The sequence below is a fragment of the Martinezella sp. CNPSo 3732 genome (assembly GCF_057784515.1).
Window position 1 is genome coordinate 165080 of the sequence record NZ_JBXSOO010000010.1, and the last position, 21224, is coordinate 186303.

General features: G+C 61.0%; 16 protein-coding genes. 5 read left to right on the forward strand and 11 right to left on the reverse strand.

The window, feature by feature from the left end; all coding sequences use genetic code 11:
* Nucleotides 1-15: 15 nt before the first annotated feature.
* From cydB to cydD, 4 genes are all read right to left on the reverse strand, one after another.
* Nucleotides 16-1170 (reverse strand): cytochrome d ubiquinol oxidase subunit II, encoded by a 1155-nt coding sequence (cydB, locus tag AC13RM_RS18125; protein ID WP_488555376.1) that lies wholly within the window; start codon nucleotides 1168-1170, stop codon nucleotides 16-18.
* 6 nt (nucleotides 1171-1176) lie between these two features.
* Nucleotides 1177-2772: a cytochrome ubiquinol oxidase subunit I gene (locus AC13RM_RS18130; RefSeq protein ID WP_285172021.1), complete on the reverse strand. Its 1596-nt coding sequence runs from the start codon at nucleotides 2770-2772 to the stop codon at nucleotides 1177-1179.
* 79 nt (nucleotides 2773-2851) lie between these two features.
* Nucleotides 2852-4543 carry a thiol reductant ABC exporter subunit CydC gene (gene cydC, locus AC13RM_RS18135; protein ID WP_488555382.1) on the reverse strand — a complete coding sequence of 564 codons (1692 nt, stop codon included), beginning with the start codon at nucleotides 4541-4543 and terminating at the stop codon, nucleotides 2852-2854.
* Nucleotides 4543-6267, reverse strand: a complete 1725-nt coding sequence (gene cydD, locus AC13RM_RS18140; protein ID WP_488555383.1) for a thiol reductant ABC exporter subunit CydD — start codon at nucleotides 6265-6267, stop codon at nucleotides 4543-4545. Before cydD ends, cydC begins: the two co-directional genes overlap by 1 nt.
* Before the next feature lie 754 nt (nucleotides 6268-7021).
* On the opposite strand from cydD, the gene AC13RM_RS18145 reads away from it, so the two are divergent.
* The 5 genes from AC13RM_RS18145 (at nucleotide 7022) to AC13RM_RS18165 (ending at nucleotide 13069) form a co-directional block, all read left to right on the forward strand.
* A complete protein-coding gene (locus tag AC13RM_RS18145) occupies nucleotides 7022-7480 on the forward strand; it encodes a universal stress protein (protein WP_113231153.1) in 459 nt (152 codons plus the stop codon).
* A gap of 131 nt (nucleotides 7481-7611) precedes the next feature.
* Nucleotides 7612-8868 (forward strand): arsenic transporter, encoded by a 1257-nt coding sequence (locus tag AC13RM_RS18150; RefSeq protein ID WP_488555377.1) that lies wholly within the window; start codon nucleotides 7612-7614, stop codon nucleotides 8866-8868.
* Nucleotides 8869-8924: 56 nt separating this feature from the next.
* On the forward strand, nucleotides 8925-9527 hold the full coding sequence (locus AC13RM_RS18155) for a TetR/AcrR family transcriptional regulator (RefSeq protein WP_488555378.1): 603 nt from the start codon (nucleotides 8925-8927) through the stop codon (nucleotides 9525-9527).
* Nucleotides 9528-9568: 41 nt separating this feature from the next.
* On the forward strand, nucleotides 9569-10549 hold the full coding sequence (locus AC13RM_RS18160) for a zinc-binding dehydrogenase (RefSeq protein WP_440478740.1): 981 nt from the start codon (nucleotides 9569-9571) through the stop codon (nucleotides 10547-10549).
* Between the two features lie 177 nt (nucleotides 10550-10726).
* Nucleotides 10727-13069 (forward strand): heavy metal translocating P-type ATPase, encoded by a 2343-nt coding sequence (locus AC13RM_RS18165; RefSeq protein ID WP_374818229.1) that lies wholly within the window; start codon nucleotides 10727-10729, stop codon nucleotides 13067-13069.
* Nucleotides 13070-13156: 87 nt separating this feature from the next.
* On the opposite strand, the gene AC13RM_RS18170 is transcribed toward AC13RM_RS18165, so the two are convergent.
* The 7 genes from AC13RM_RS18170 to AC13RM_RS18200 form a co-directional block, all read right to left on the reverse strand.
* Complete coding sequence (locus tag AC13RM_RS18170; protein ID WP_374818231.1) at nucleotides 13157-14197, reverse strand: LLM class flavin-dependent oxidoreductase; 1041 nt, start codon at nucleotides 14195-14197, stop codon at nucleotides 13157-13159.
* 12 nt (nucleotides 14198-14209) lie between these two features.
* Entirely contained in the window at nucleotides 14210-15121 is a 912-nt protein-coding gene (locus AC13RM_RS18175; RefSeq protein WP_374818387.1) for an ABC transporter substrate-binding protein, read from the reverse strand.
* 104 nt (nucleotides 15122-15225) lie between these two features.
* The gene (locus AC13RM_RS18180) at nucleotides 15226-16170 is read right to left on the reverse strand and encodes an ABC transporter substrate-binding protein (RefSeq protein ID WP_374818233.1); all 945 of its coding nucleotides are present in this window, start codon (nucleotides 16168-16170) and stop codon (nucleotides 15226-15228) included.
* Between the two features lie 93 nt (nucleotides 16171-16263).
* The gene (locus tag AC13RM_RS18185) at nucleotides 16264-18045 is read right to left on the reverse strand and encodes an amino acid ABC transporter permease/ATP-binding protein (RefSeq protein WP_374818235.1); all 1782 of its coding nucleotides are present in this window, start codon (nucleotides 18043-18045) and stop codon (nucleotides 16264-16266) included.
* A 39-nt stretch (nucleotides 18046-18084) separates the two neighbouring features.
* A complete protein-coding gene (locus AC13RM_RS18190; protein WP_113231144.1) occupies nucleotides 18085-18633 on the reverse strand; it encodes a GNAT family N-acetyltransferase in 549 nt (182 codons plus the stop codon).
* 8 nt (nucleotides 18634-18641) lie between these two features.
* Nucleotides 18642-19841 carry a M20 aminoacylase family protein gene (locus tag AC13RM_RS18195; protein ID WP_374818238.1) on the reverse strand — a complete coding sequence of 400 codons (1200 nt, stop codon included), beginning with the start codon at nucleotides 19839-19841 and terminating at the stop codon, nucleotides 18642-18644.
* A 15-nt stretch (nucleotides 19842-19856) separates the two neighbouring features.
* The gene (locus AC13RM_RS18200) at nucleotides 19857-21206 is read right to left on the reverse strand and encodes an LLM class flavin-dependent oxidoreductase (RefSeq protein WP_488555379.1); all 1350 of its coding nucleotides are present in this window, start codon (nucleotides 21204-21206) and stop codon (nucleotides 19857-19859) included.
* Nucleotides 21207-21224 lie beyond the last annotated feature (18 nt).

Consider the following 21224-nt stretch of genomic DNA (forward strand, 5'->3'; position numbering starts at 1 on the left):
AAATCTCCTTGCAGATCAGTAGGCGTGGCCGCCCTTGTCATTCACCGTCGCTTCGTCGACCTTGCCCCACAGCACGCGATAGACCCATGCGGTGTAGGCAAGCACGATCGGCAGGAAGATGACGGCGACGACGAGCATGATGAACAATGTCAGGTGACTGGACGAAGCGTCCCACACCGTCAGACTGGAGCGCGGATCAAGCGATGACGGCAGAATAAAGGGGAACATCGACACGCCGACAGTCGAGATGATGCCGAAAATGGCAAGCTTGCTAAATAGCAGTACGGTCACTTCACGCCGGCTGAGCATGGCAAGCAAGGCCGCTGCTGCCCCCACGAAGCCAAGAGCCGGGGCGATCATCATCCATGGATGACTGTCGTAATTGCCAAGCCATGCGCCCGCGCTATGCTCGACCGTCTTCAGAAGGGGATTGGACGGGCCTGCGACATCGATTGCACTGGCGATGCGATAGCCATCTATATCAATCCAAAGGAACAAGCCGCCAAGCGCAAAGAGCACCATCACGGCCAGAGCCGCCACGATGCCGAACCGACGCGCGCGTTCGGCAACAACACCATCTGTCTTCACGAGAAGCCAGGCGGCGCCGTGCATGACGAGCATGGCAACCGACAGCAGACCACAGAGGAGCGCATAAGGGTTCAGAAGGGCGAAGAAGGAGCCTTCGTAAAAGATGCGCATATCATCATCGAAGCGGAAGGGCACGCCCTGGAGCACGTTACCGACCGCCACACCGAAGATCAGCGATGGAACGAAACCGCCAACAAACAAAGCCCAGTCCCAGCCCGCCTTCCAGCCGGCGCTATCGCGCTTGGAACGGTATTTGAACGCAACCGGCCGCAGGATGAGCGCGAAGAGGATGGCAAACATCGCCAGGTAGAAACCGGAGAAGGACACGGCGTAAAGCGGTGGCCAGGCGGCGAAGATGGCGCCACCCCCGAGGATCAGCCAGACCTGATTTCCTTCCCAAGTCGCGCCGATCGAGTTGATGGCGATGCGCCGTTCCGTATCGGTCTTTGCGACGAATGGCAGCAGCGTGCCGACGCCGAGGTCGAAGCCGTCGGTGACGGCAAAGCCGATCAAAAGCACGCCGAGAAGCAGCCACCAGATGATACGCAGGGTCTCATAGTCGATCAATTCATGCAGAATCATGGCAGGTCACTCCGCAGCCGGAACGAGGTTTTCGGAAATCAGCTTGGCCTCCGGCTCGTTGTCCGCTTCGGGACCATTGCGGATCGCCTTGATCATCAGCGTCATCTCGATGACGATGAGGACCGTGTAGAGCGCGGCAAAGCCGAGGATGGTGAGAAGCACCGTGCCGGCGCCAAGATTGGAGACGGCCGCAGCTGTCGGCAGCACACCTTCGATGATCCACGGCTGACGACCAAATTCCGCAACGACCCAGCCAAGCTCGATGGCGACCCAGGGCAGCGGAATGGCGAAGACCGCGATCCTCAACAGCAGCGGATATCGATCCAGTTTCCGCCGTGCCGAAAGCCAGAAGAAGACCGTCATCAGCAGGATGAAGAACATCCCAAGGCCGACCATGATGCGGAATGACCAGAAGAGCGTCGGCACATTCGGAATGGTGTCGCGAGCGGCTTGCGCGATCTGCTCCTCCGTCGCCTGGCGTGGATCGTCGACATAGCGCTTGAGCAGCAGAGCATAACCGAGCTCGTGGCCGATATCCTCGAAGGAGGTGCGTGCAGTGGCCACATCCTGCGAGGCCTCGCCGGGCGTCGCCGGCTTGGCAGCGCGAACCTTCATCAGCGCATCATAGGCCTTGATGCCCTGACGAATATGGTTCTTGGCCTGTTCCTCGAGCTTGTCGATGCCGGGGATTTCCGTCGTCAGCGATCGCGTGCCGATCAGACCCATGGCCCATGGAATGTGAATGGCATAATGGGTCTCGCGGGCCTCCTGATCCGGAAAGCCGAAGGCGGTGAAGGCGGCCGGCGCCGGTTCGGTCTTCCACATGGCCTCGATTGCCGCGAGCTTCATCTTCTGATGTTCGGTCGTAAGATAGCCGCTTTCATCGCCCAGCACGACGACCGAAAGTGCCGAAGCCAGGCCGAAGGATGCGGCAACCGTCATCGAGCGCTTTGCAAGCTCGACGCTGCGGCCATTGACAAGATACCAGGCCGAGACACCAAGCACGAAGACCGAGGCACAGACATAGCCGGCCGAGACGGTGTGAACGAACTTCGCCTGCGCCACCGGATTGAAGACGACGTCGAAGAAACTGACGATCTCCATGCGCATGGTCTGCGGATTGAGCGCCGAGCCTGCCGGGTTCTGCATCCAGCCATTGGCGATCAGGATCCACAGCGCCGAGAAATTCGAGCCGAGTGCGACAGCCCAGGTGGCGACCAGATGACCGACTTTCGACAGCTTGTCCCAGCCGAAGAAGAACAGACCGACAAAGGTCGCCTCGAGGAAGAAGGCCATCAATCCCTCGATCGCCAGCGGCGCGCCAAAAATATCGCCGACATAATAGCTGTAGTAGCTCCAGTTCATGCCGAACTGGAATTCCATCACGATGCCGGTGGCGACGCCGAGCACGAAGTTGATGCCGAAGAGCGTCCCCCAGAACTTCGTCATCTGCCGCCAAATCTGGCGGCCCGTCATGACATAGGTCGTTTCCATGATGGCAAGCAGCACGGAAAGACCGAGCGTCAGCGGCACGAATAAAAAATGATACAGCGCCGTCATGGCGAACTGCAGGCGCGACAGCGCCACGATATCGAGTTCCATAGTCTTTCTCCCACCCCCTACGGTGTGTCTGACAGGAATGCGGCGCCATTCGACGCGTCGCGGGCACGTTGATTGCCCCTCAATCCGGCCGCAGCCGATCGAGAAGCATTTCGAATTCAGGCGTTCCGCGTTGCGCCATGGCGACGATGCGGCCATCGTCCAAAGCGACGATCCGATCCGCCAAGGCGGCCTCGCGACGAATATGTGTTGCAATGACGAGACTGCGCCCATCGGCCACCGAGGCGAGCCGAGCAAGCACGGCACGGGCCGTAGCGCCATCGAGGCTTTCCGTCGGCTCATCGAGAAGCCAGAGCGGCGTATCGCGCAGCAGAAGCCTTGCGAGCGCCAGTCGGCGAAGCTGACCGCCGGAGAAGCCGCTGCCGCCTTCGCCGAGGCGCGTTGAAAGGCCATCAGGGAGTGCGTCGATGTCGGCGAGCAAGCCGGCCGTTGCGAGAGCATCGCGCAGCCGGTTGTCGTCCGCATGAGGCGCTGCCAGCTTCAGATTGCCTCGCACCGTGTCTCGAAACACGTCGCTCCGTTGCGTCAGCGTCGCAGCCGACTGACGAGCCACAGAGCCACTCGTGGCGACAATCTCGCCCGCAAGCAGGGCCAGCAACGTCGATTTACCGACACCGCTTTCACCCACGACCGCCAGCCGCTCGCCGGCCGGCAGCGACAGGGAAAGATCGTTCAGGACCAGGCGGGAAGCTCCCTCGTGTCCGGCGACGGCAGCGCTGAGCTGGAAGGCATAGCCGGCGACCGGTTCAACCCGTGGCATGGGAGCGGCGGCCGGGCTCAATCGAGGCGCAATGCGCCTTGCGGCAAGCAAGGTTCGTCCGAGTTCGAGCGCCCCTCGTCTAAGAGCCGCAAAAGGTTCCGTAGCGGCGAAGGCGATGAGCAGCGCGAAGGCGGCGGCAGGCGCGCCAATCGCTCCCTGCTTGGCAAACAAGGCAACCACAAGCAGCGTCATCGTCAACAGGAATGTCGAGCCAAGTGAAAAGCCGGCTGCGACGCCACTGTCGATCCTATTCAAGGCGCTGTCAGCCTCCGCCAATCGCTGATCCGCTTCGACGATCGCCGCCTGTTGCGCCTGCAGCTGTCCAGCCATCGCCAGATCGGTCTGACCGGCAACAAGATCGACAACCCGGGCACGCAATGCTTCCATCGCGTGGGCGCAGCGACGGCCCGGCTTCAGCGCCAGACGCGCCGCGACGACGGAAAGACCAAGACAAAGCGCGACAAGCCACAGCCCTGCCATGACGCCGAACGATGGATCGATGAAACAGAGCGCTATCGTCACTGCAATAGCGGCAAGAATGGCGACAATGGCCGGCACCAGCACACGCAGATAGAGGGAATCGAGCGCATCGACATCATTCGTCAGGCGGAACAGCAGCTTTGCCGGCCGGCGGATCATGGTCGCAGCTGCGGAAGGCTCCGCCCAGCCGCGAAACAACCTCTCGCGCAAGGCGGCAAGAACCCTGAGGGCCGCATCATGCGTAATGAGCCGCTCGCCGTATCGCGCAGCTGTTCGGCCGATGGCGAGCAGGCGTATGCCGGCCGACGGCATAAACACGTCGAAAGCCGCGGCACTCGCGACCGTCAGGCCGGCAAAGGCCGAGGCGGTGATGAACCAGCCGGACAGCCCCAGCAATCCGCCGCCGGCAAGCATGGCCAGCACGGACAAGCCGGCACCGAGAGCAAGGCTCGCGCCACGCTCGACCCAGAATAGCGTGACCAACGGGAGGAGAGACTTGAAGGAGGTCTTCATCATGCCGCCGCCCTCCGCGCCGGCCTATCGAGCCGGACGATGCGATCCATTCGCGCTGCAAGCACGGGATCGTGCGTGGCAACGATCAGGATGCGGCCCTTGGCGAGCGCGAGCAGCGTATCCGTGACTGCGGCGGCAGTCTGCGCATCAAGATGAGCGGTCGGCTCGTCAGCCAGGATGATATCGGCTCGCTCATCAACCATCATCCGCGCCAGCATCAGCCTCAGCGCCTCGCCGCCGGAAAGACCGAGCCCTCCCTCGCCGACCGCAGCTACCCGCTCCGGCGTAAACACCTTATCGAGAGCAACGCCTTCGAGCGCTGAAGCAACGGCAGGAGCATCGATGCCGTCGCGTCTTAGAGCAATATTGCGCATGACGCTGCCGGCAAAGATATGCGGTGACTGACCTATCCAAGCCATGCGACGGCGCAATGCATCCGCTGTGTCGTCACGCAGCGGGACGCCGCCGATCCTGATGACACCGGCCTCGTATCGCGCAAGACCCGCAATCAGCGACAGAAGCGTGGTCTTGCCCGAGCCACTGGCACCCCAGAGCGCTACATGTTCCCCGGCCGTGATCGAGAGATCGAAATGATCGATTGCGGCGTCTCGTTCCGGCGTATGGCGGAAGGCCAGCGCTTCGATCTCAACACCGGCCTCGCCTGCCGGCATGGGTGACGGCATGTCTGTGCCGCCGAGAATGGTCTGGCGCGATGATGCGAGTTCCTTCAGTGCCGAAAGTGCCGCCTCCCCGCTGGCACGGTCATGCCAAACTGCGGACAGCTCCCGAAGCGGCTCGAAAAAGGCGGGCGCAAGCAGCAGAATGAAGAGCCCTTGCGTCAATGTGAGGCGACCGTCCCAGGTGCCGACTTCGATCGAGCCCAAGAGGCTGAAGCCAACATAAACGGCTGTCGCGGCAACGCCGAGCGCGGCGAAGAATTCGAGCACCGCCGAAGACAGAAATGCGATCCTCAACACAGCCATGGTACGCAGCCGCAGCGAGGCCGCATCGGCGCGCAGGCGCCGGGCCGTGAGATCGACGGCATCGAGCGCGCGAATGGTCGCGAGGCCGCGAAGACGATCGAGCAGGAAGGCATTGATGCCGCCGGTTTCGGCAAGCTGCTTCTCGCTGGCGGCTTTTGCGCGCCAGCCGATCAATGCCATGAAAATCGGGATGAGCGGCGCGCAAAGCGCGAGAATCAGTGCCGCCAGCCAGGAAATCGGCAGGATGCAGATGAGCATCACCAGCGGCACTAGGCTTGCTCTCATACGGGTCGGCCGGAAGCGCGCGAGATAAGGAACGACCGCTTCGGCCTGCTCGCCCAGCACACTTGCCGCCAAACCGGATGCCGGCCTCGCACCATCGAGGGGGGAACGTGCAGCAAGCGCTGCAGCCGCCGCCGCACGCTGCGTGCTCAGCTCCCGGCGCGCAGCGACAAATGCGAGCCGCCCGCCCGCCGAATCCAGACAGGCCCGCAGGACGCCAATACCCGCAACGACGGCGGCGGGAACCGCGACCTCGCCGACACCGCCACCTTCGCTGATCGCGCCGACACCGACCGCAAGCATTGCCGCCTGACCGATCCATCCAAGAGAAGACAGGCAGAGCAGCGCCGATGCAAGGCGGAGGCCGCGACACTTTGCAGCCATCGGCTCCTTCGCCGCCTTGCCGATAGTCAAACTCTCCGACGCAGGCGAGTTCGCAAGCTTGCGTCTTTCCAACATTCCATCGGTGGCGGAGGAGGCTGTCACGTGAGCCCGTCCTTTCCAAGTCAGTGTCATCAAGGAGGGTTCGCCGACCAATAAAGATCGAATGAACTGCATTGCAGACCACCAATCTTTCGTTGAACCCAGAACGCACTTATCGCAATCGACGATATCGGAGCCCCAATATGACCGGCTTTCTGCCTCTTGTCAGCGACAAGAATAGGAGTGCCCGTCTCGCCGATGGGTTGATTCCGTGGCAAGCTGTTCGCGACATGGTTCTAAGGCAGATTGTGCATTGCGCAAAAGCGTGCAGGATGTCGCAGGGCTTCGCCGCAGCCATGTCAGATTGACGCAGAAGCCATGATATTTCTAGGCTGTTGCGATGGTGGCGCCCCCATCGTTCGGCGGCTAAACCGTTTGCACTGCAGCAATTTTCCCCGATCCCGCCGCCTCTTCGGGAAGCATGTATCCACGGCCGCTCACGATCCGATCGGAGGTGAAAACCGCGACCATTTGACCTCTATTGCGGTAAACTTCATGCCAGGCTGGCGAATCACCCGATCGAATCGACAGCGCCGACGGCGAAATGAACAGTCATTGGCGGAGGCCTACAGATAGGTATGGCTTGCATCATGCCGCCAACGAGACTTGACGGATGCCGCCATTATAGATGTGTTGGGTACTCGTTTGCTTGTCCGGGCAAGTTTAACCGGAAAGATTGCAAGCGGCGCCGAAGAACTGCTTCGGACCGAGACGTTTTTGGGAGAATGCAATGTATGACAAGATCATTTGCGCAATTGGGTTGGGCTCGCGCGAGCGCGCCGAACGCCTATTGCGGACGTCTCAGGCACTTTTATCTCCAGGCGGTGAATTGACGGTCGCGCATGTTATCGAGCGTTTCCCCTCGGGACGCGAAAGCCCCGACGATTGGGCTGTTTCAGTGATCACCGAGGCTGAGGAGAAGCTCGATGCTCTGTGCAGGCGCCTCGGCATTACCGCCTCCGTCGACGTACGCATGGGCACGGCATCGAAGACGCTGCTGACCGTCGCCAAAGAAAAGGAGGCCGACCTCATCATTCTTGCGACGCATACCTCCGATATTATCGATCGCATATTTGGGTCGACGGTCGAATATGTCATACGCCATGCAGAATGTTCCGTCCTTGTCGAGCGAGCCGACAAATCGCATGACGATACTGCAAGGAAAACGGCAACAGCGAAGAAGGCATAGCGCTCCGTCAGATCGGCATATCATGCAGGATTCTGTCGAGATATAGCGTGGTTACGATTTGCGCTGGCCCGCAGTGATGCTACATAGCCGCTCCGACCCCAAATCCCAGAAGAGTTGCCAAGACAAGCCGAATGACCGAATCCGCCATCACCTGGAGCATCGCCGGCCTGACGGCCCTCGGTGTCGTCACACGTCCATTCCGATGGCCGGAAGCGATCTGGGCTGTTCTCGGCGCAGCACTTCTCGTTGCGCTGCGGCTCATCGGCCCTGCCGATGTATGGACAGGTATATCCAAAGGATTCGATGTCTATCTCTTCCTGATCGGCATGATGCTGCTATCGGAGCTGGCGCGGCGCGAAGGGCTCTTCGACTGGGTGGCGGCTATCGCCACCTCGCATGCCAGGGGCTCTCCTCGCCGGCTGTTCGTGCTCGTCTATATCGTCGGCGTGGTCGTGACGGTATTTCTGTCGAATGACGCAACCGCCGTCGTACTTACGCCGGCCGTCTATGCAGCCTGCCGTGCGGCGCGGGTGAAGGACCCCATGCCATATCTGCTGGTCTGCGCCTTCATTGCGAATGCCGCGAGCTTCGTGCTGCCGATCTCTAATCCAGCCAATCTGGTCATCTTCGCCGGCGGCGAGATGCCGCCCCTGTCGCGCTGGATGCAGACCTTCCTGCTGCCATCAATCGTGTCGATCATCGTTACCTTCGTCTGTCTCTACTGGACGCAGCGCCATGCACTGGCCGAAGACACGATCGCCCGCGAGGTTGGACAACCCGCCCTTTCCCGCAGCGCCAAGCTGGCAGGATGGGGTCTGATAGTCACCGCCCTCATTCTGATCGTGGCGTCGGCCATGAACGTCGATCTCGGCATCCCGACATTTGTCGCGGGCCTCCTCACGACCGTCATCGTTCTCGCGCTTACGCGGCAAAATCCGCTGGAGACGGTTCGTGGCATCAGCTGGAGTGTAATACCTCTGGTTGCGGGCCTTTTCGTGATTGTCGAGGCGGTCAATCACACCGGGCTCACCGCTCTGCTGTCCCAAAAGCTGGCATTGCTGGCGGCTCAATCGCAGACACAGGCGGTTGGCGTTGCTGGGCTTTCCGTTGCCATCGTCTCCAACCTCGTCAACAATTTGCCGGCCGGTCTTTTCGCCGGCAGCGCGGTGCAGGCCGCCCATGTTCCTGATTCCATTGCCGGCGCGGTGCTGATCGGCGTCGATCTCGGACCCAACCTCTCCGTTACGGGCTCGCTCGCCACAATCCTCTGGCTTGCCGCTCTTCGCCGCGAAGGGCTCCACATGGGAGCACTGGCGTTTCTGAGGATCGGCGCTCTCGTGATGTTTCCCGCTTTGATCCTCTCGCTTGCGGCTCTCGCACTGATCTGACCGCGAACAACATCGGGTTTATAGACGACCGGTCGATTATTTGTTACGGACCGCTCATGATGACGAAGAAGAAATCAGAGCTGACTCGGAGCCATATTCTCGCAATCGGGCGGGAGCTGGTGCTGCGCAAGGGTTTCGGAGGCGTAGGCCTGAAGGAGCTGCTCGAACAGAGCGCCGTGCCGAAAGGCTCGTTCTATTACTATTTCGCATCCAAGGAGGCCTTCGGCTGCGCCCTGCTGAAGCAATATTGCTCCGATTATGCCGAGCGGCTCGACGCGCTCTTCGGCTGGAAGGGCAATGGCCGCCAACGCCTGATGCATTATTGGGATGCCTGGCTTTCCGATGGCAATACAGCCAGCCTCGCCGACCGGTGCCTGGTGGTAAAGCTGGCTGCCGAGATCTCCGATCTCTCAGACAATATGCGCGTGATCCTCCTCGGCGGCGTCGAGGATCTCATTCGCCGCCTCACCAAAACAATCACCGAGGGACGCGAGGACGGTTCGATCTCACCATCCTGCATCCCGGAAAAGACGGCGCGTTCGCTCTATAGCCTGTGGCTCGGGGCAGCAATCCTGGCGAAGCTCGGAAAAGACAAGACACCGCTCGACCAGGCCATGCTTGCCACTGAGCAAGCCCTTTCGGCACCCGGCGGCCTTTGATCCAAAGCAGGACCAGCATGTCAACACACAAGGAAAATACAATGCGCAGTGCCATCCACGATGTCTTCGGCGATCCGGCTGCGGTCCTTTATCTGGCCGACATGCCGCTGCCGGAGCCCGCCGCCGGAGACGTGCGCATTCGCACCATTCTCTCCCCTATCCACAATCATGACCTTTGGACCGTGCGCGGCGCCTATGGCTACAAGCCGGTTTTGCCCGCCATTGGCGGCAGCGAAGCGGTCGGTTTCGTCGATGCCGTCGGACCTGACGTCGACAAGGCATTGATCGGCAAACGGGTCGTTGCGGCCGGTGTCCATGGTACTTGGGCCGAACAATTCACGGCACCGGCAGCAAGCCTCGTTCCGGTGCCGGACGTGATTTCCGACGAAGCCGCGGCGCAACTGATCGCCATGCCGTTCAGCGCTATCTCGCTTTTGGAATTCCTCAATGTCGAGCGCGGCGATTGGATCATCCAGAACGCAGCGAATGGGGCTGTCGGCAAAACCTTGGCCATGCTGGCACACAGCCGCGGCATACACATGATCAATCTCGTTCGACGAGACGGCGGCATCGATGAGCTATCCGCATTCGGCATCGGCAATGCCGTCTCGACCGCCGCACCCGATTGGAAGGAGAAGGTACGTGCCATGATTGGCGATGCGCCGATCCGTGCAGCGGTCGATTCTGTCGGTGGTGTTGCAAGCAACGACCTGGCAGACCTCCTGGGCGAAAACGGCCTGCTAGTTTCCTTCGGCACTGCTGCCGGCAAGCCGATGCAGATCGCCTCGAGGGCCGTGATCTTCAAGCAGCTCACAATTAAGGGCTTCTGGGGCATCAAGGTCAGCGCCGCCATGCCGGCGGAAGAGCGGCGGCGGCTGATCGGCGAACTGATCACGCGTGTCGCCTCAGGTGAGGTCAAGCTGCCGGTGGAGGCGGCCTATGACATCGCTGAGATCGCGGAAGCTGTAAAATCCTCGCTGGCGCCCGGCAAGACCGGCAAGGTTCTGCTGAAACTGCTATAGGTCTCCCTGCGCCGTGTCGTAGCAGCCGCCGCAGGGAACTGAGGCGGCTTCATGGTGCGGGCCGGATCGATTGCCGTCACCGCGAGCGATCGCCTAAAAAATTCATAGAATTGCTCTTGTACCTCTAGTTACTAGAGGCTGTAGCAATGGTTCCGGTAGAAAATCTGGAACCGAAACATGACGCCGACAACACAACAGAGCCGCTATCGCATAGAGGGCATGGATTGCGCTTCATGCGCTGCGAAAATCGACACAGCCATTCGCCGACTGCAGGGCGTCGAGGATGTTTCCGTCTCGGTCACCGCTGGCACTATGACGGTCAGGCATCAGGGCGATCCGGACCTGCTGCACAACATAACCAAGCGGGTCGTGGGACTGGGCTACAAAGTTTTCCCGCTGCCGCAGAGCAATGCCGCCGTGTCAAAGATCGAAGGGAGCGACCATGCCTGCGGCTGCGGGCACGATCATCACACGTACAAGTCCGATGGCCACGACCATGCGGGGCACGATCACGAGCATGATCACGGCGACCACGACCATGGCGCCGCCGGGCATCGACATGATCATGCCGATCACACCCACGCTTCGGATGAGCGCGATGCTTCGGTCGCTGGCCTTCACGGTCACGATCATGGACCGACCACCGGGCCATGGTGGAAGTCGGCCAAGGGCAGGCTGACGATCGCAAGCGGCGCAGCGCTCGCCACCGCCTGGGGTGTCGGCAAGCTGATACCGGCGTGGGATATGTGGATCTTCACTGCGGCCATGCTTGTCGGCTTGGTGCCGATCGCCCGGCGCGCCTTCATGGCCGCAAGGATGGGAACGCCGTTCTCGATCGAGATGCTGATGACGATCGCGGCCATCGGCGCCGTAATCATCGGCGCCAGTGAGGAAGCTGCTGCCGTCGTCTTCCTCTTCCTGATCGGCGAGTTGCTGGAAGGTGTCGCCGCCGGCAAGGCGCGCGCAAGCATTCAATCCCTGACGGATCTGGTGCCCAAGACCGCTCTCCTTGAAGAGAATGGCAAGACCCGTGAAGTGCAGGCCGAAATCCTTGCTGTCGGCGCCATCATCCTGGTTCGCCCGGGCGACCGCATTCCGGCCGACGGCGTGATCCTTTCCGGCGAAAGCGCCATCGACGAGGCGCCGGTGACAGGCGAAAGCACGCCGGTGCACAAGGGCGTGGATGCAACCGTCTTTGCGGGCACGGTCAATGGCGATGCCGCGCTGCGCGTCCGCGTAACGGCGGCAGCATCCGACAATACCATCGCCCGCGTCGTCAAGCTCGTCGAGGAAGCGCAGGAATCGAAGGCTCCGACCGAGCGTTTCATCGATCGCTTCTCGCGCTATTACACGCCTGGGGTCGTCGTTGTCGGTGCGCTCGTCGCGGTTATTCCGCCTTTACTTCTGGGCGCCAGCTGGAGCGAATGGGTCTATAAGGGCTTGGCAATCCTGCTGATCGGTTGCCCCTGCGCCCTGGTCATCTCGACGCCGGCGGCAATCGCGGCATCACTGTCTTCAGGCGCCCGCCGCGGTCTGTTGCTGAAGGGCGGCGCCGTGCTCGAAAACATCGGCAAGGTCACCGCTGTTGCTTTCGACAAGACCGGCACGCTGACCGAAGGCAAGCCCAAGGTCACCGATATCGTCGGTCTAAGCATGAATGAAACGGAGGTGCTGCGGCTGGCAGCAGCGCTCGAAACCGGATCGAGCCATCCGCTCGCCCGCGCCATCCTCGACCGCGCGGCTGAAGCCGAAACGGATATCCCTCAGGTCATCGACGCGAAAGCCATCGGCGGCAAAGGTGTGAGCGGCACGGTCGATGGTTTGGACGTTTTCCTTGGATCGCCGCAGGCAGCCGCCGATCGCGTATCATTGACCTCGGAGCAATCGGCTCGGATCGCCGCGCTCAACGATGAAGGGAAAACGGTTTCCGTCATCGTTGCAAAGGGTACGGCGGCCGGCCTGCTCGCCATGCGCGACGAACCGCGTGCCGATACGGCTGCCGGCCTCAAGGCGCTTGCCGATGCTGGCATCAAGACAATCATGCTGACGGGCGACAACCAGCGCACGGCGCAGGCTATCGGCAAGACACTCGGCATAGAGGTTCGCGCGCAACTGCTGCCAGAAGACAAGCAGAGGATTGTCGGCGAGCTAAAGCAGCAAGGCTTTCACATCGCCAAGGTCGGCGACGGCATCAACGACGCGCCAGCGCTGGCAGCCGCCGATGTCGGGATCGCCATGGGTGGAGGAACGGACGTTGCGCTGGAAACGGCGGATGCCGCCGTGCTGCACGGCCGCGTCGGCGATGTCATCGAGATGATCGATCTTTCCAAGCGTACGATGAGCAATATCGGCCAGAACATCACCATCGCGCTCGGCCTCAAGGGCATGTTCCTGGTGACCACGATCGTTGGTATCACCGGGCTCTGGCCGGCAATCCTCGCCGACACCGGCGCAACGGTGCTGGTGACAATGAATGCGCTACGCTTGCTCGCGCTTCGGCCTCGCCGGGTGGCCGCCTAGGCTATCCATGGACCCGATCGATAGGTCGGCACCATACGGACCGGGAGGACCTTATCTCGCCTGCCCGGTCTTGCCGTTATGCAACCCTCAGGATGCGGATCGGCGCAGAAGCGTGGCCTCCTTCCAGCCAAGCTCCGGAGCGATCAGCGTTACGAAGTCATGGATGATCTGCCGATATTCCTCATCATGAAATTCGTAGGGCAGCTCCAGCCGGAATTCATTGACATGAGGCAAGATCGGATCTTTGCGCAGGCGCTCAAGAATTTCATCCGAAGAGCCGACGATATCGCGGGCGAAAAGCGTGCGACGTTCGCCCTGAGGTGAAAGCGTGCGCTCATAGCGGCCGGCGGCATAGTCGGTGTAGCGTTTGCGGGTGATCGCATCCGCGCTGTCGAAGGGCACGATGACTCGTCCGAGCGCCACCCGCCTCGTATCGCCGCCAGACGCGCGATAGGTTTCCAGCTGTCGCGATTGAGCAACGAAGAAATCGTCGGTCTGCTCGCCCGTGGTGACATTGCCGATCAGCAGATTGAAGCCGTTGCGTCCGGCCCATTCGGCAGATCGCAATGAGCCGCCGCCATACCAGATGCGATCGATCAGCCCCTTCGCATAAGGCTGAAGCCGCGGACGCTGCGGGCCGAACGGCGTCTTGATGAGCGTATCCTGATTGCCGAGATAAGCGCCCCTCAGATTGTCGGCAAAGCGCAGCACTCGCTGATGGGAGAAATCGTGGCTTTCCCAGTCCCCATCGAAAGCAAGCGGCCCGATCAGATCCGCATGCAGCGGCCGGCCGGCACTCAAGCCGATGTTCAGCCGTCCGCGCGACAGTACATCCACGGTCGCCAGATCCTCGGCCAGCCGATACGGGCTTTCGTAGCCGATGGGAATGACGGCGGTGCCAAGCTCGATGTGGCGCGTGCGCTGCGTCGCCGCAGCGAGGAAGGCGCTCGCCGAGGAAATGCCGGGCTCCAAGTGCCGCTGGCGAACCCAGGCGCTGTTGAAACCCCTCTGCTCTCCGTATTCGAGCAATTGCAGGGTCTGTTCCAGGCCGGCGAGTGGATCTTCATCCGGATAATTTCCAGGTGTGAGAAAGCCGATATGGCTGATCGATGGGGCTTGGCGGCTCATGCGGCTGTCTCCTCAAAATTTCGGTAGGCCCGGCGGATTGGTTTCCGACTTCGGCAAGGCTTCTTCGGCAAGGTGCCAATGGTCGAGGATCTTGGCGTAGGTACCATCCTTGATCAGCCCATTCGTTGCGATGGTGAGCGCCGCCGCGAGACCGCTGCCCTTGCGCGTGGTGATCGCGACATCCGAGCGATCCGGCCAACCGGCGCTCAGCGTGCCCACGCGCTTGATGTCCTTGTCGCGGGCAGCGATGTAAACAAGCTGGGCATGCGGCTGCACGATGACATCGGCGCGATTGGACCGCAGAGCCAGAAGGCTTGCTGCATCGTCATCATAATATTGCAGCTCGATGGGTTTCAGGCCGGCTTTGACATCCACGTCGCTCCATTTCAGCAGGATGCGCTCCTGATTGGTGCCGGCGCCGACGATGATGCGCAAGCCGGCAGCATCCTTCGGTTCCTTGATACCAGTGATCTTGCTGTCACTCTTGACGAAGAAGCCGTGCAGGCCCTGCCGATAGGTGGAGAAATCGAACTTCTCCTTGCGCTGCTCGGTGACGCCGACATTGGAGATGACGGCATCATATTTGCCCGAAGTCAGCCCGAGCGGCCAGTCGATCCAGGCGACCGGGACGAGCTCGAGCTTCAGGCCGAGCGCATCGGCAACCGCATAGGCATAATCTGGATCGGCGCCGACCACCGTCTTGGCGTCTGTCGCGTAGGTCGCAAGCGGCGGACCGCCTGGCGCGACTGCCACCGTGAATGTGCCTGATGTGACGAACTTGAAATCCTTTGGGATAGCGGCAATCGCCGCTTCGTTTTTCGCCGCGTGAAGACGTCCTGGCTGTTCCGGGCTCAGATCGAAATTTTCGGCCGCCATTGCCGGAGCGAGACCGGCCAAAGCAAGCGCCACTGCGGCTGCCAGCATAGTTTTGAAGTTAATAAGGATAGTCACGGAACCTGTCTCTCCATTTGAGATGGATGGGAGCGGACCGACGTGAGCCCCACTGACGCCGGCCCGCCCGACCAACATTACGAACCGCTCTTCGGCAGGCCCGCAGGGTTGGTCTTGGATTGATCGACCGCTTCGGCAGAGAGGCTCCAGCGCTTCAGCACTTCGCCGTACTTGCCGTTCTTGATCAGATCGTTGAGTGCGAGGGTGATCGCGTCGGCAAGGCCGGCGCCCTTCTTCGTCGTCACGGCGATTTCGGCCGTCAGCGGCCAACCGCCGGAGACGGTGCCGACAAGTTTCCTCGTGCCGTTGATAGCAGCCTTATAGGCCTGCGTCGCATTCGGATTGAACTCGACATCGGCGCGACCGGACTGCAAGGCAAGATCGGCGGCGGCACGGTCGTCGTAATATTGAACCTCGATGGGCTTCAGGCCGGCTGCCACATTCTGCCGGTCCCATTCCAGAATGATCTTTTCCTGATTGGTGCCGGCGCCGGTGATCACCTTGAGGCCGGCGACATCCTTGGGTTCCTTGATCGAGGTGATCTTACTGTCGGCCTTCACGTAGAAGCCGAGCACGTCCCTGCGATAGGTGGAGAAATCGAACTTCAGCTTGCGCTCTTCCGTGACCGTCACGTTGGAAATGACGGCATCATACTTTCCTGAGGAGACGCCGAGCGGCCAGTCCTCCCAGGCGACAGGTACCAGGTCGAGCTGCAGGCCGAGGGAGTCGGCGAGCAACTGCGCGATATCGGGATCGGTGCCGACGACCGTTTTCGCGTCGGTCGCATAGGTAGCGATCGGAGGGTCCCACGGGTTGATCGCGACTGTGAACTTGCCGGGATTGACGAACTTGAAGCCCGGCGCAATCGCCTTGATCGCTGCCTCGTCCTTCTCGGCCCGGATGCGATTGGATGTATCCGGGCTCAGGTTGAACTTTTCGGCCGCAATCGTCGGCGTCCCACTCATCGCTACCGCCGTTAGAACGCCGGCAACGATATATTTTGCTCTCTCAATGGATGTCATTTCCCTTCTCCTTTTTCAATTATAAGTTGTTTATGCTGCTATGATAATCCGGACGCCTGCTGCGTCAGAGCGTCGAATGCTTGCCTGCGACTGCTAGAGAACCTTGGCGAGGAAAGCGCGCGTGCGCGGATGTCTCGCATCGTTGAGGATCTGTGTGGGCGTGCCGGATTCGATAATGTGGCCGCCCTCCATAAAGACGATGCTATCGGCGACCTCGCGCGCAAAGCCGATCTCGTGGGTGACGATGACGAGCGTCGTGCCGGTGCGCGCAAGCTCCTTGATCACATCGAGCACCTCGCCCACGAGTTCAGGATCAAGTGCGGAGGTCGGCTCGTCGAAAAGAAGAACCTTCGGCCGCAGTGCCAGGGCACGGGCGATGGCAACACGCTGCTGCTGGCCGCCGGAAAGCTGGCGGGGATAGGCATCGATCTTGTCGCTGAGGCCGACGCGCGCGAGAAGCTCTTGCGCATAGGCAGTAGTTTCGTCGCGGCTCACCCCACGTACCTGGATGGGTGCCTCGATAATGTTTTCTAAAACAGTAAGATGCGGAAACAAGTTAAAGTTCTGAAAGACCATGCCGATGTCGGTGCGGCGCTTCAGAATGTCCTTTTCCTTGAGCTCGTAGAGCACCTCGCCCTTTTGCGTATAGCCGACCAGCTCGCCATCGACGGAAATGAAGCCGCTATCGACGCGCTCGAGATGATTGATGGCGCGCAGCAGCGTCGATTTTCCCGAGCCTGACGGGCCGATAATGGCCGTAACGCTGCCGGCAGAAAGGTTAAGCTCGACATCGTCGAGAACTTTCAGTGTGCCGAAGCTCTTCGAAATGCCGTGGATGCGCACGGCACCGCCCCTGGCACGAAGATCTGTCACGCTCCGAAAAGCAGCAACGGCCCCGGTGTCCGATCTACCGTTTACAGTAGCGGGCAGCGGCCGATGGAAGCGCCGGAAGAATGCCTGAAACGGCAAAGGTGTCGGATTGCGCACCGCACCCTTGGAGAAATAGCGCTCGATATAGTGCTGCGCGATCGACAGCACGGTCATGATGACGAGATACCAGACCGTTGCTACCATCAGCAGCGGAATGACTTCCAGATTGCGGCGGTAGATGACCTGCACCGTGTAGAAGAGTTCCGGCAAGGCGAGCACGTAAACCATCGACGTGCTCTTGGCGAGGCCGATGATCTCGTTGAAGCCCGTGGGCAGGATGGAGCGCATCGCCTGCGGCAGAACGATGCGAAACGCCTGACGGTGGCGCGACAGGCCGAGGGACGCGGCCGCTTCCAGTTGACCCTGGTCGACTGACAGAATGCCGCCGCGCACGATTTCGGCAAAGAAGGCCGACTGATTCAGCGTCAGCCCGAGAAAGGCCGCGGCAAACGGCGTCAGGAGCTGCGTGGTCGGATAATCGAACAGAACCTTGTCGCTGAACGGAACTCCGATGCTAATGGTTTCATAGAGATAGCCGAGATTGTTGAGAATCAACAGCAACACGATCATCGGGATCGAACGCAGCAGCCAGATATAGCCCCAAGAGAGGCTCGCAAGCAGCGGCGACTTCGATACGCGCGCCAGCGCCAATGCCGTTCCGAGGATGGAGCCCGAGACCGCCGCAAGCGCTGTCAGAAGCAACGTCCTGCCAAGGCCAACCAGCACCGGCTCCGCAAAGAACCACTCGGCGAAGACGCCCCAGCCCCATCGCGGATTGGTAAAGGTGGAGTAGAGGACGACCGCTATGACAAGTGCGGCAAAGATCGTGCCGGCAGTTCGCCCAGGATGCCTCGCCGGCACGATGCGATAACGCGAATAATCTGTCTTCGTCTCGGCGGCGCCAGTGCCTCGATCGACACTCGCAAAATCCGTCGTCAGCGCCATGATGCTTACCCCTTATGATTGTCGTTGATCCGCAATGCGTTACCGGCCGGCGGCCGCCAAGCGCTGCTGCGAGCCGGAGGTTTCGGCGATATAGGCCAGAGCCAAATGGCTGATATCTTTCTCGAAAGGCAGGCTCTTGTAGACTTCCGGATCGACGGAGGTATCGAACAGGGCTGTGTAGCCGTTGTTGAGATAAAGGCCGACCGCCTCGGGTTGGCGAAAACCTGTGGTCAGGTAGATGCGGCGATAGCCCTGCCGCGCCGCCTGGGCCTCCAGTTCTACCAGCAGCCTACGCGCCAATCCCTGGCGACGGAGATCGTGCCGCGTCCAAATCCGTTTGAATTCGGCGGTTTGGTCGTCATAGTGCTTGAAAGCGCCGCCGCCGATCGTCTCCCCGTTTCGGAGAAGGAGCAGGAAATTGCCATGCGGTGGTGCGAAGGCCTCCGGCGGATAGCGGTTGAGTTCCGCAGCCGCCCCTTCAGCGTTGAAATAGTTGCCGTAGCGGCTGTCATATTCATGGATCAGTTCGTCGATCAGCGGCTTGGCGCGCGGGTCCAGCGTGGTCGTATAAAGAAACGTGTCGCTCATGTCGTTCGTCACCCGTTGTCATTCGCGAGGAAAGCTTCGGCAAGCCGCACCCAATAGCGGGCTGCCGGCGCGATGATCGCGTCGTTGAAATCGTAGCGGGCGCTGTGCAGCGGCGCGCTATCGCCATTGCCGACGAAGAGGTAGCTTCCGGGCTTGGCCTGCAGCAAGAAGGCAAAGTCTTCGCTTGCCGTCCGCGGCCGGAAATCCGCCTCCACGGCAGCGGTCCCCAGCGCCAGCAAAGCGACATTACGGGCAAATTCAGTCTCTTCGGCATGATTGACGAGTGCGGGAAAACCGAGGTGGTAATCGACCTCCGCCACGGCGCCAAAGCTTTCCGCCTGCGCGCGCGCCAAGGCGGGAATTCGCTCCTGCAATCTGGCTCGGACTGTCTCATTGTAGGCGCGCATGGTCAGCTTCATCTCCACGCTTTCCGGGATGACGTTCGAAGCCGAACCGGCATGAATGGAGCCGACCGTCGCGACCGCCATTTCCTGAGGATCGATATTGCGCGAGACGACGCTTTGCAGGGCCGTGATGAACGAGGCCGAAGCCAGCACCGGATCGACCGCACGATGCGGCTCGGCACCATGCCCACCCTTTCCGACGATCGTGATGACCGCCTTATCGACGGAAGCCATCGCCGGGCCGGCAACGAAGCCGAACTGTCCCGTCGGCACACCGGGCCAATTGTGCAGGCCGAAGACCGCATCGACCGGGAAGCGATCGAAAAGTCCCTCCGACAACATCTTGCGCGCACCCGCGCCGATCTCCTCGGCCGGCTGGAATATCAGCCGCAGCGTGCCGCTGAAATTGCCGCTTTCGGCGAGATAACGGGCGGCGGCGAGCAGGATCGATGTATGCCCATCATGACCGCAGGCATGCATAACGCCTGGATTGGCACTCTCATAGTCAAGTCCGGTCGCTTCCTCGATCGGCAGCGCATCCATGTCGGCGCGGATACCGATACCGCGGTTGCCATTGCCCCGCCTCAGGGTCGCGACCACGCCGGTACCGGCTATGCCTGTTGCGACGTCGTATCCCCATTCCGCAAGCAGCGAGGCCACCTTCTTGGCGGTGCGATGCTCCTGAAAGGCGAGTTCGGGATATTGATGCAGGTCGTGCCTGAGCGCGATGATCTCATCGAGATAGATGGCAATGCCTGTCTCGATCGGATCGGTAATCGAAGCGGTCTTGATGATGGCGTTCATGGTGATCGTCCTGGCTCAAGCGCCTACGGCCTTTGCGGGTTCGATGTCGGCAGCCTCTGCCACATAACGGCTTTCGCGATATGGCAGTCCAAGGTGATCGCGCAGCGTCTCGCCTTTCAAAGCGGGATCGAAATAGCCGCGCTCGGTCAGGATCGGCAGGACATGCCTGGAGAAATCGTCGAAGCCTTCACCGATGACGGGGAAGCCGAGGATGAAGCCGTCGGCGCCCTCTTCGTCCACCCAGCGGATGATCTCATTGGCGATGTGCTCGGCGGTGCCGATGAAGGAGGTTCGCGGCGTGGCAGCATCGAGCGCCACTTCGCGCAAAGTAAGCCCCTTCTCCCGCGCGGTCTTCTTGATGCGGTCGGTCGTGGCGCGGAAATTGTTGCGGCCGATATCGCCGAGATCGGGGAAAGGCTCGTCCAGGGGATAGGCGCTGAAATCATGATGATCGAAGAAGCGGCCGAGATAAGCCAGTGCCTCCTCGATGGTGACGAGGTTGCGGATCGCCTGGTACTTGGCCTCCGCCTCCTCCTGCGTTGCGCCGACGATCGGCCCTATGCCGGGAAAGATGCCCACATCGGCCGCACTGCGGCCATGCGCGATCGCGCTCTGCTTCACCTGCTTGTAGAAGGTCTTTGCGTCTTCCAGCGGTCCGCCATTGGTGAAGACGGCATCGGCGTGCTTGCCGGCAAGTCGGATGCCGGAATCGGAGGCGCCCGCCTGGAATACCACCGGCTGCCCCTGCTTGGAGCGGCCGATATTGAGGGGGCCTTCGATGCGGAAGAACCGGCCCTTGTGGTTCAGGCGATGCAGCTTGGTTTTGTCGGCGTAGACGCCGGTCTCGCGGTCGCGCACGAAGGCATCGTCATCCCAGGAGTTCCAGAGCCCCTTGATCGCGTCGAGATACTCGTCGGCGATCTCGTAGCGCAATTCATGCTCGGGATGCTCGCGGCTATAGTTGCGGCCGGAGCCTTCGAGCGGAGACGTCACGGCGTTCCAGCCGGCGCGGCCGCCGCTGATGAGATCGAGCGAGGCGAATTGCCGGGCAATGGTGAAGGGATCGCTATAAGAGGTCGAGACCGTGCCGACGAGGCCGAGCTTTGTCGTGAAGGCGGCAAGCGCGGACAGAATGGTCAGCGGCTCGAAGCGATTGAGGAAATGCGGGATCGATTGCTCGTTGATATAGAGACCGTCCGCGACGAAAGCGAAGGCGATACCGGCCTCTTCGGCCTTGCGGGCCGTCTTGACGAAGAAATTAAGATTGGTGCTGGCATCGACCGGGACGCTCGGATGCTTCCAGGCATTCATGTGGCCGCCGGGGCCTTGCAGCATGATACCGAAAGTGACGTGTTTTTGAGCCATGATGATCCTCCTGGGACA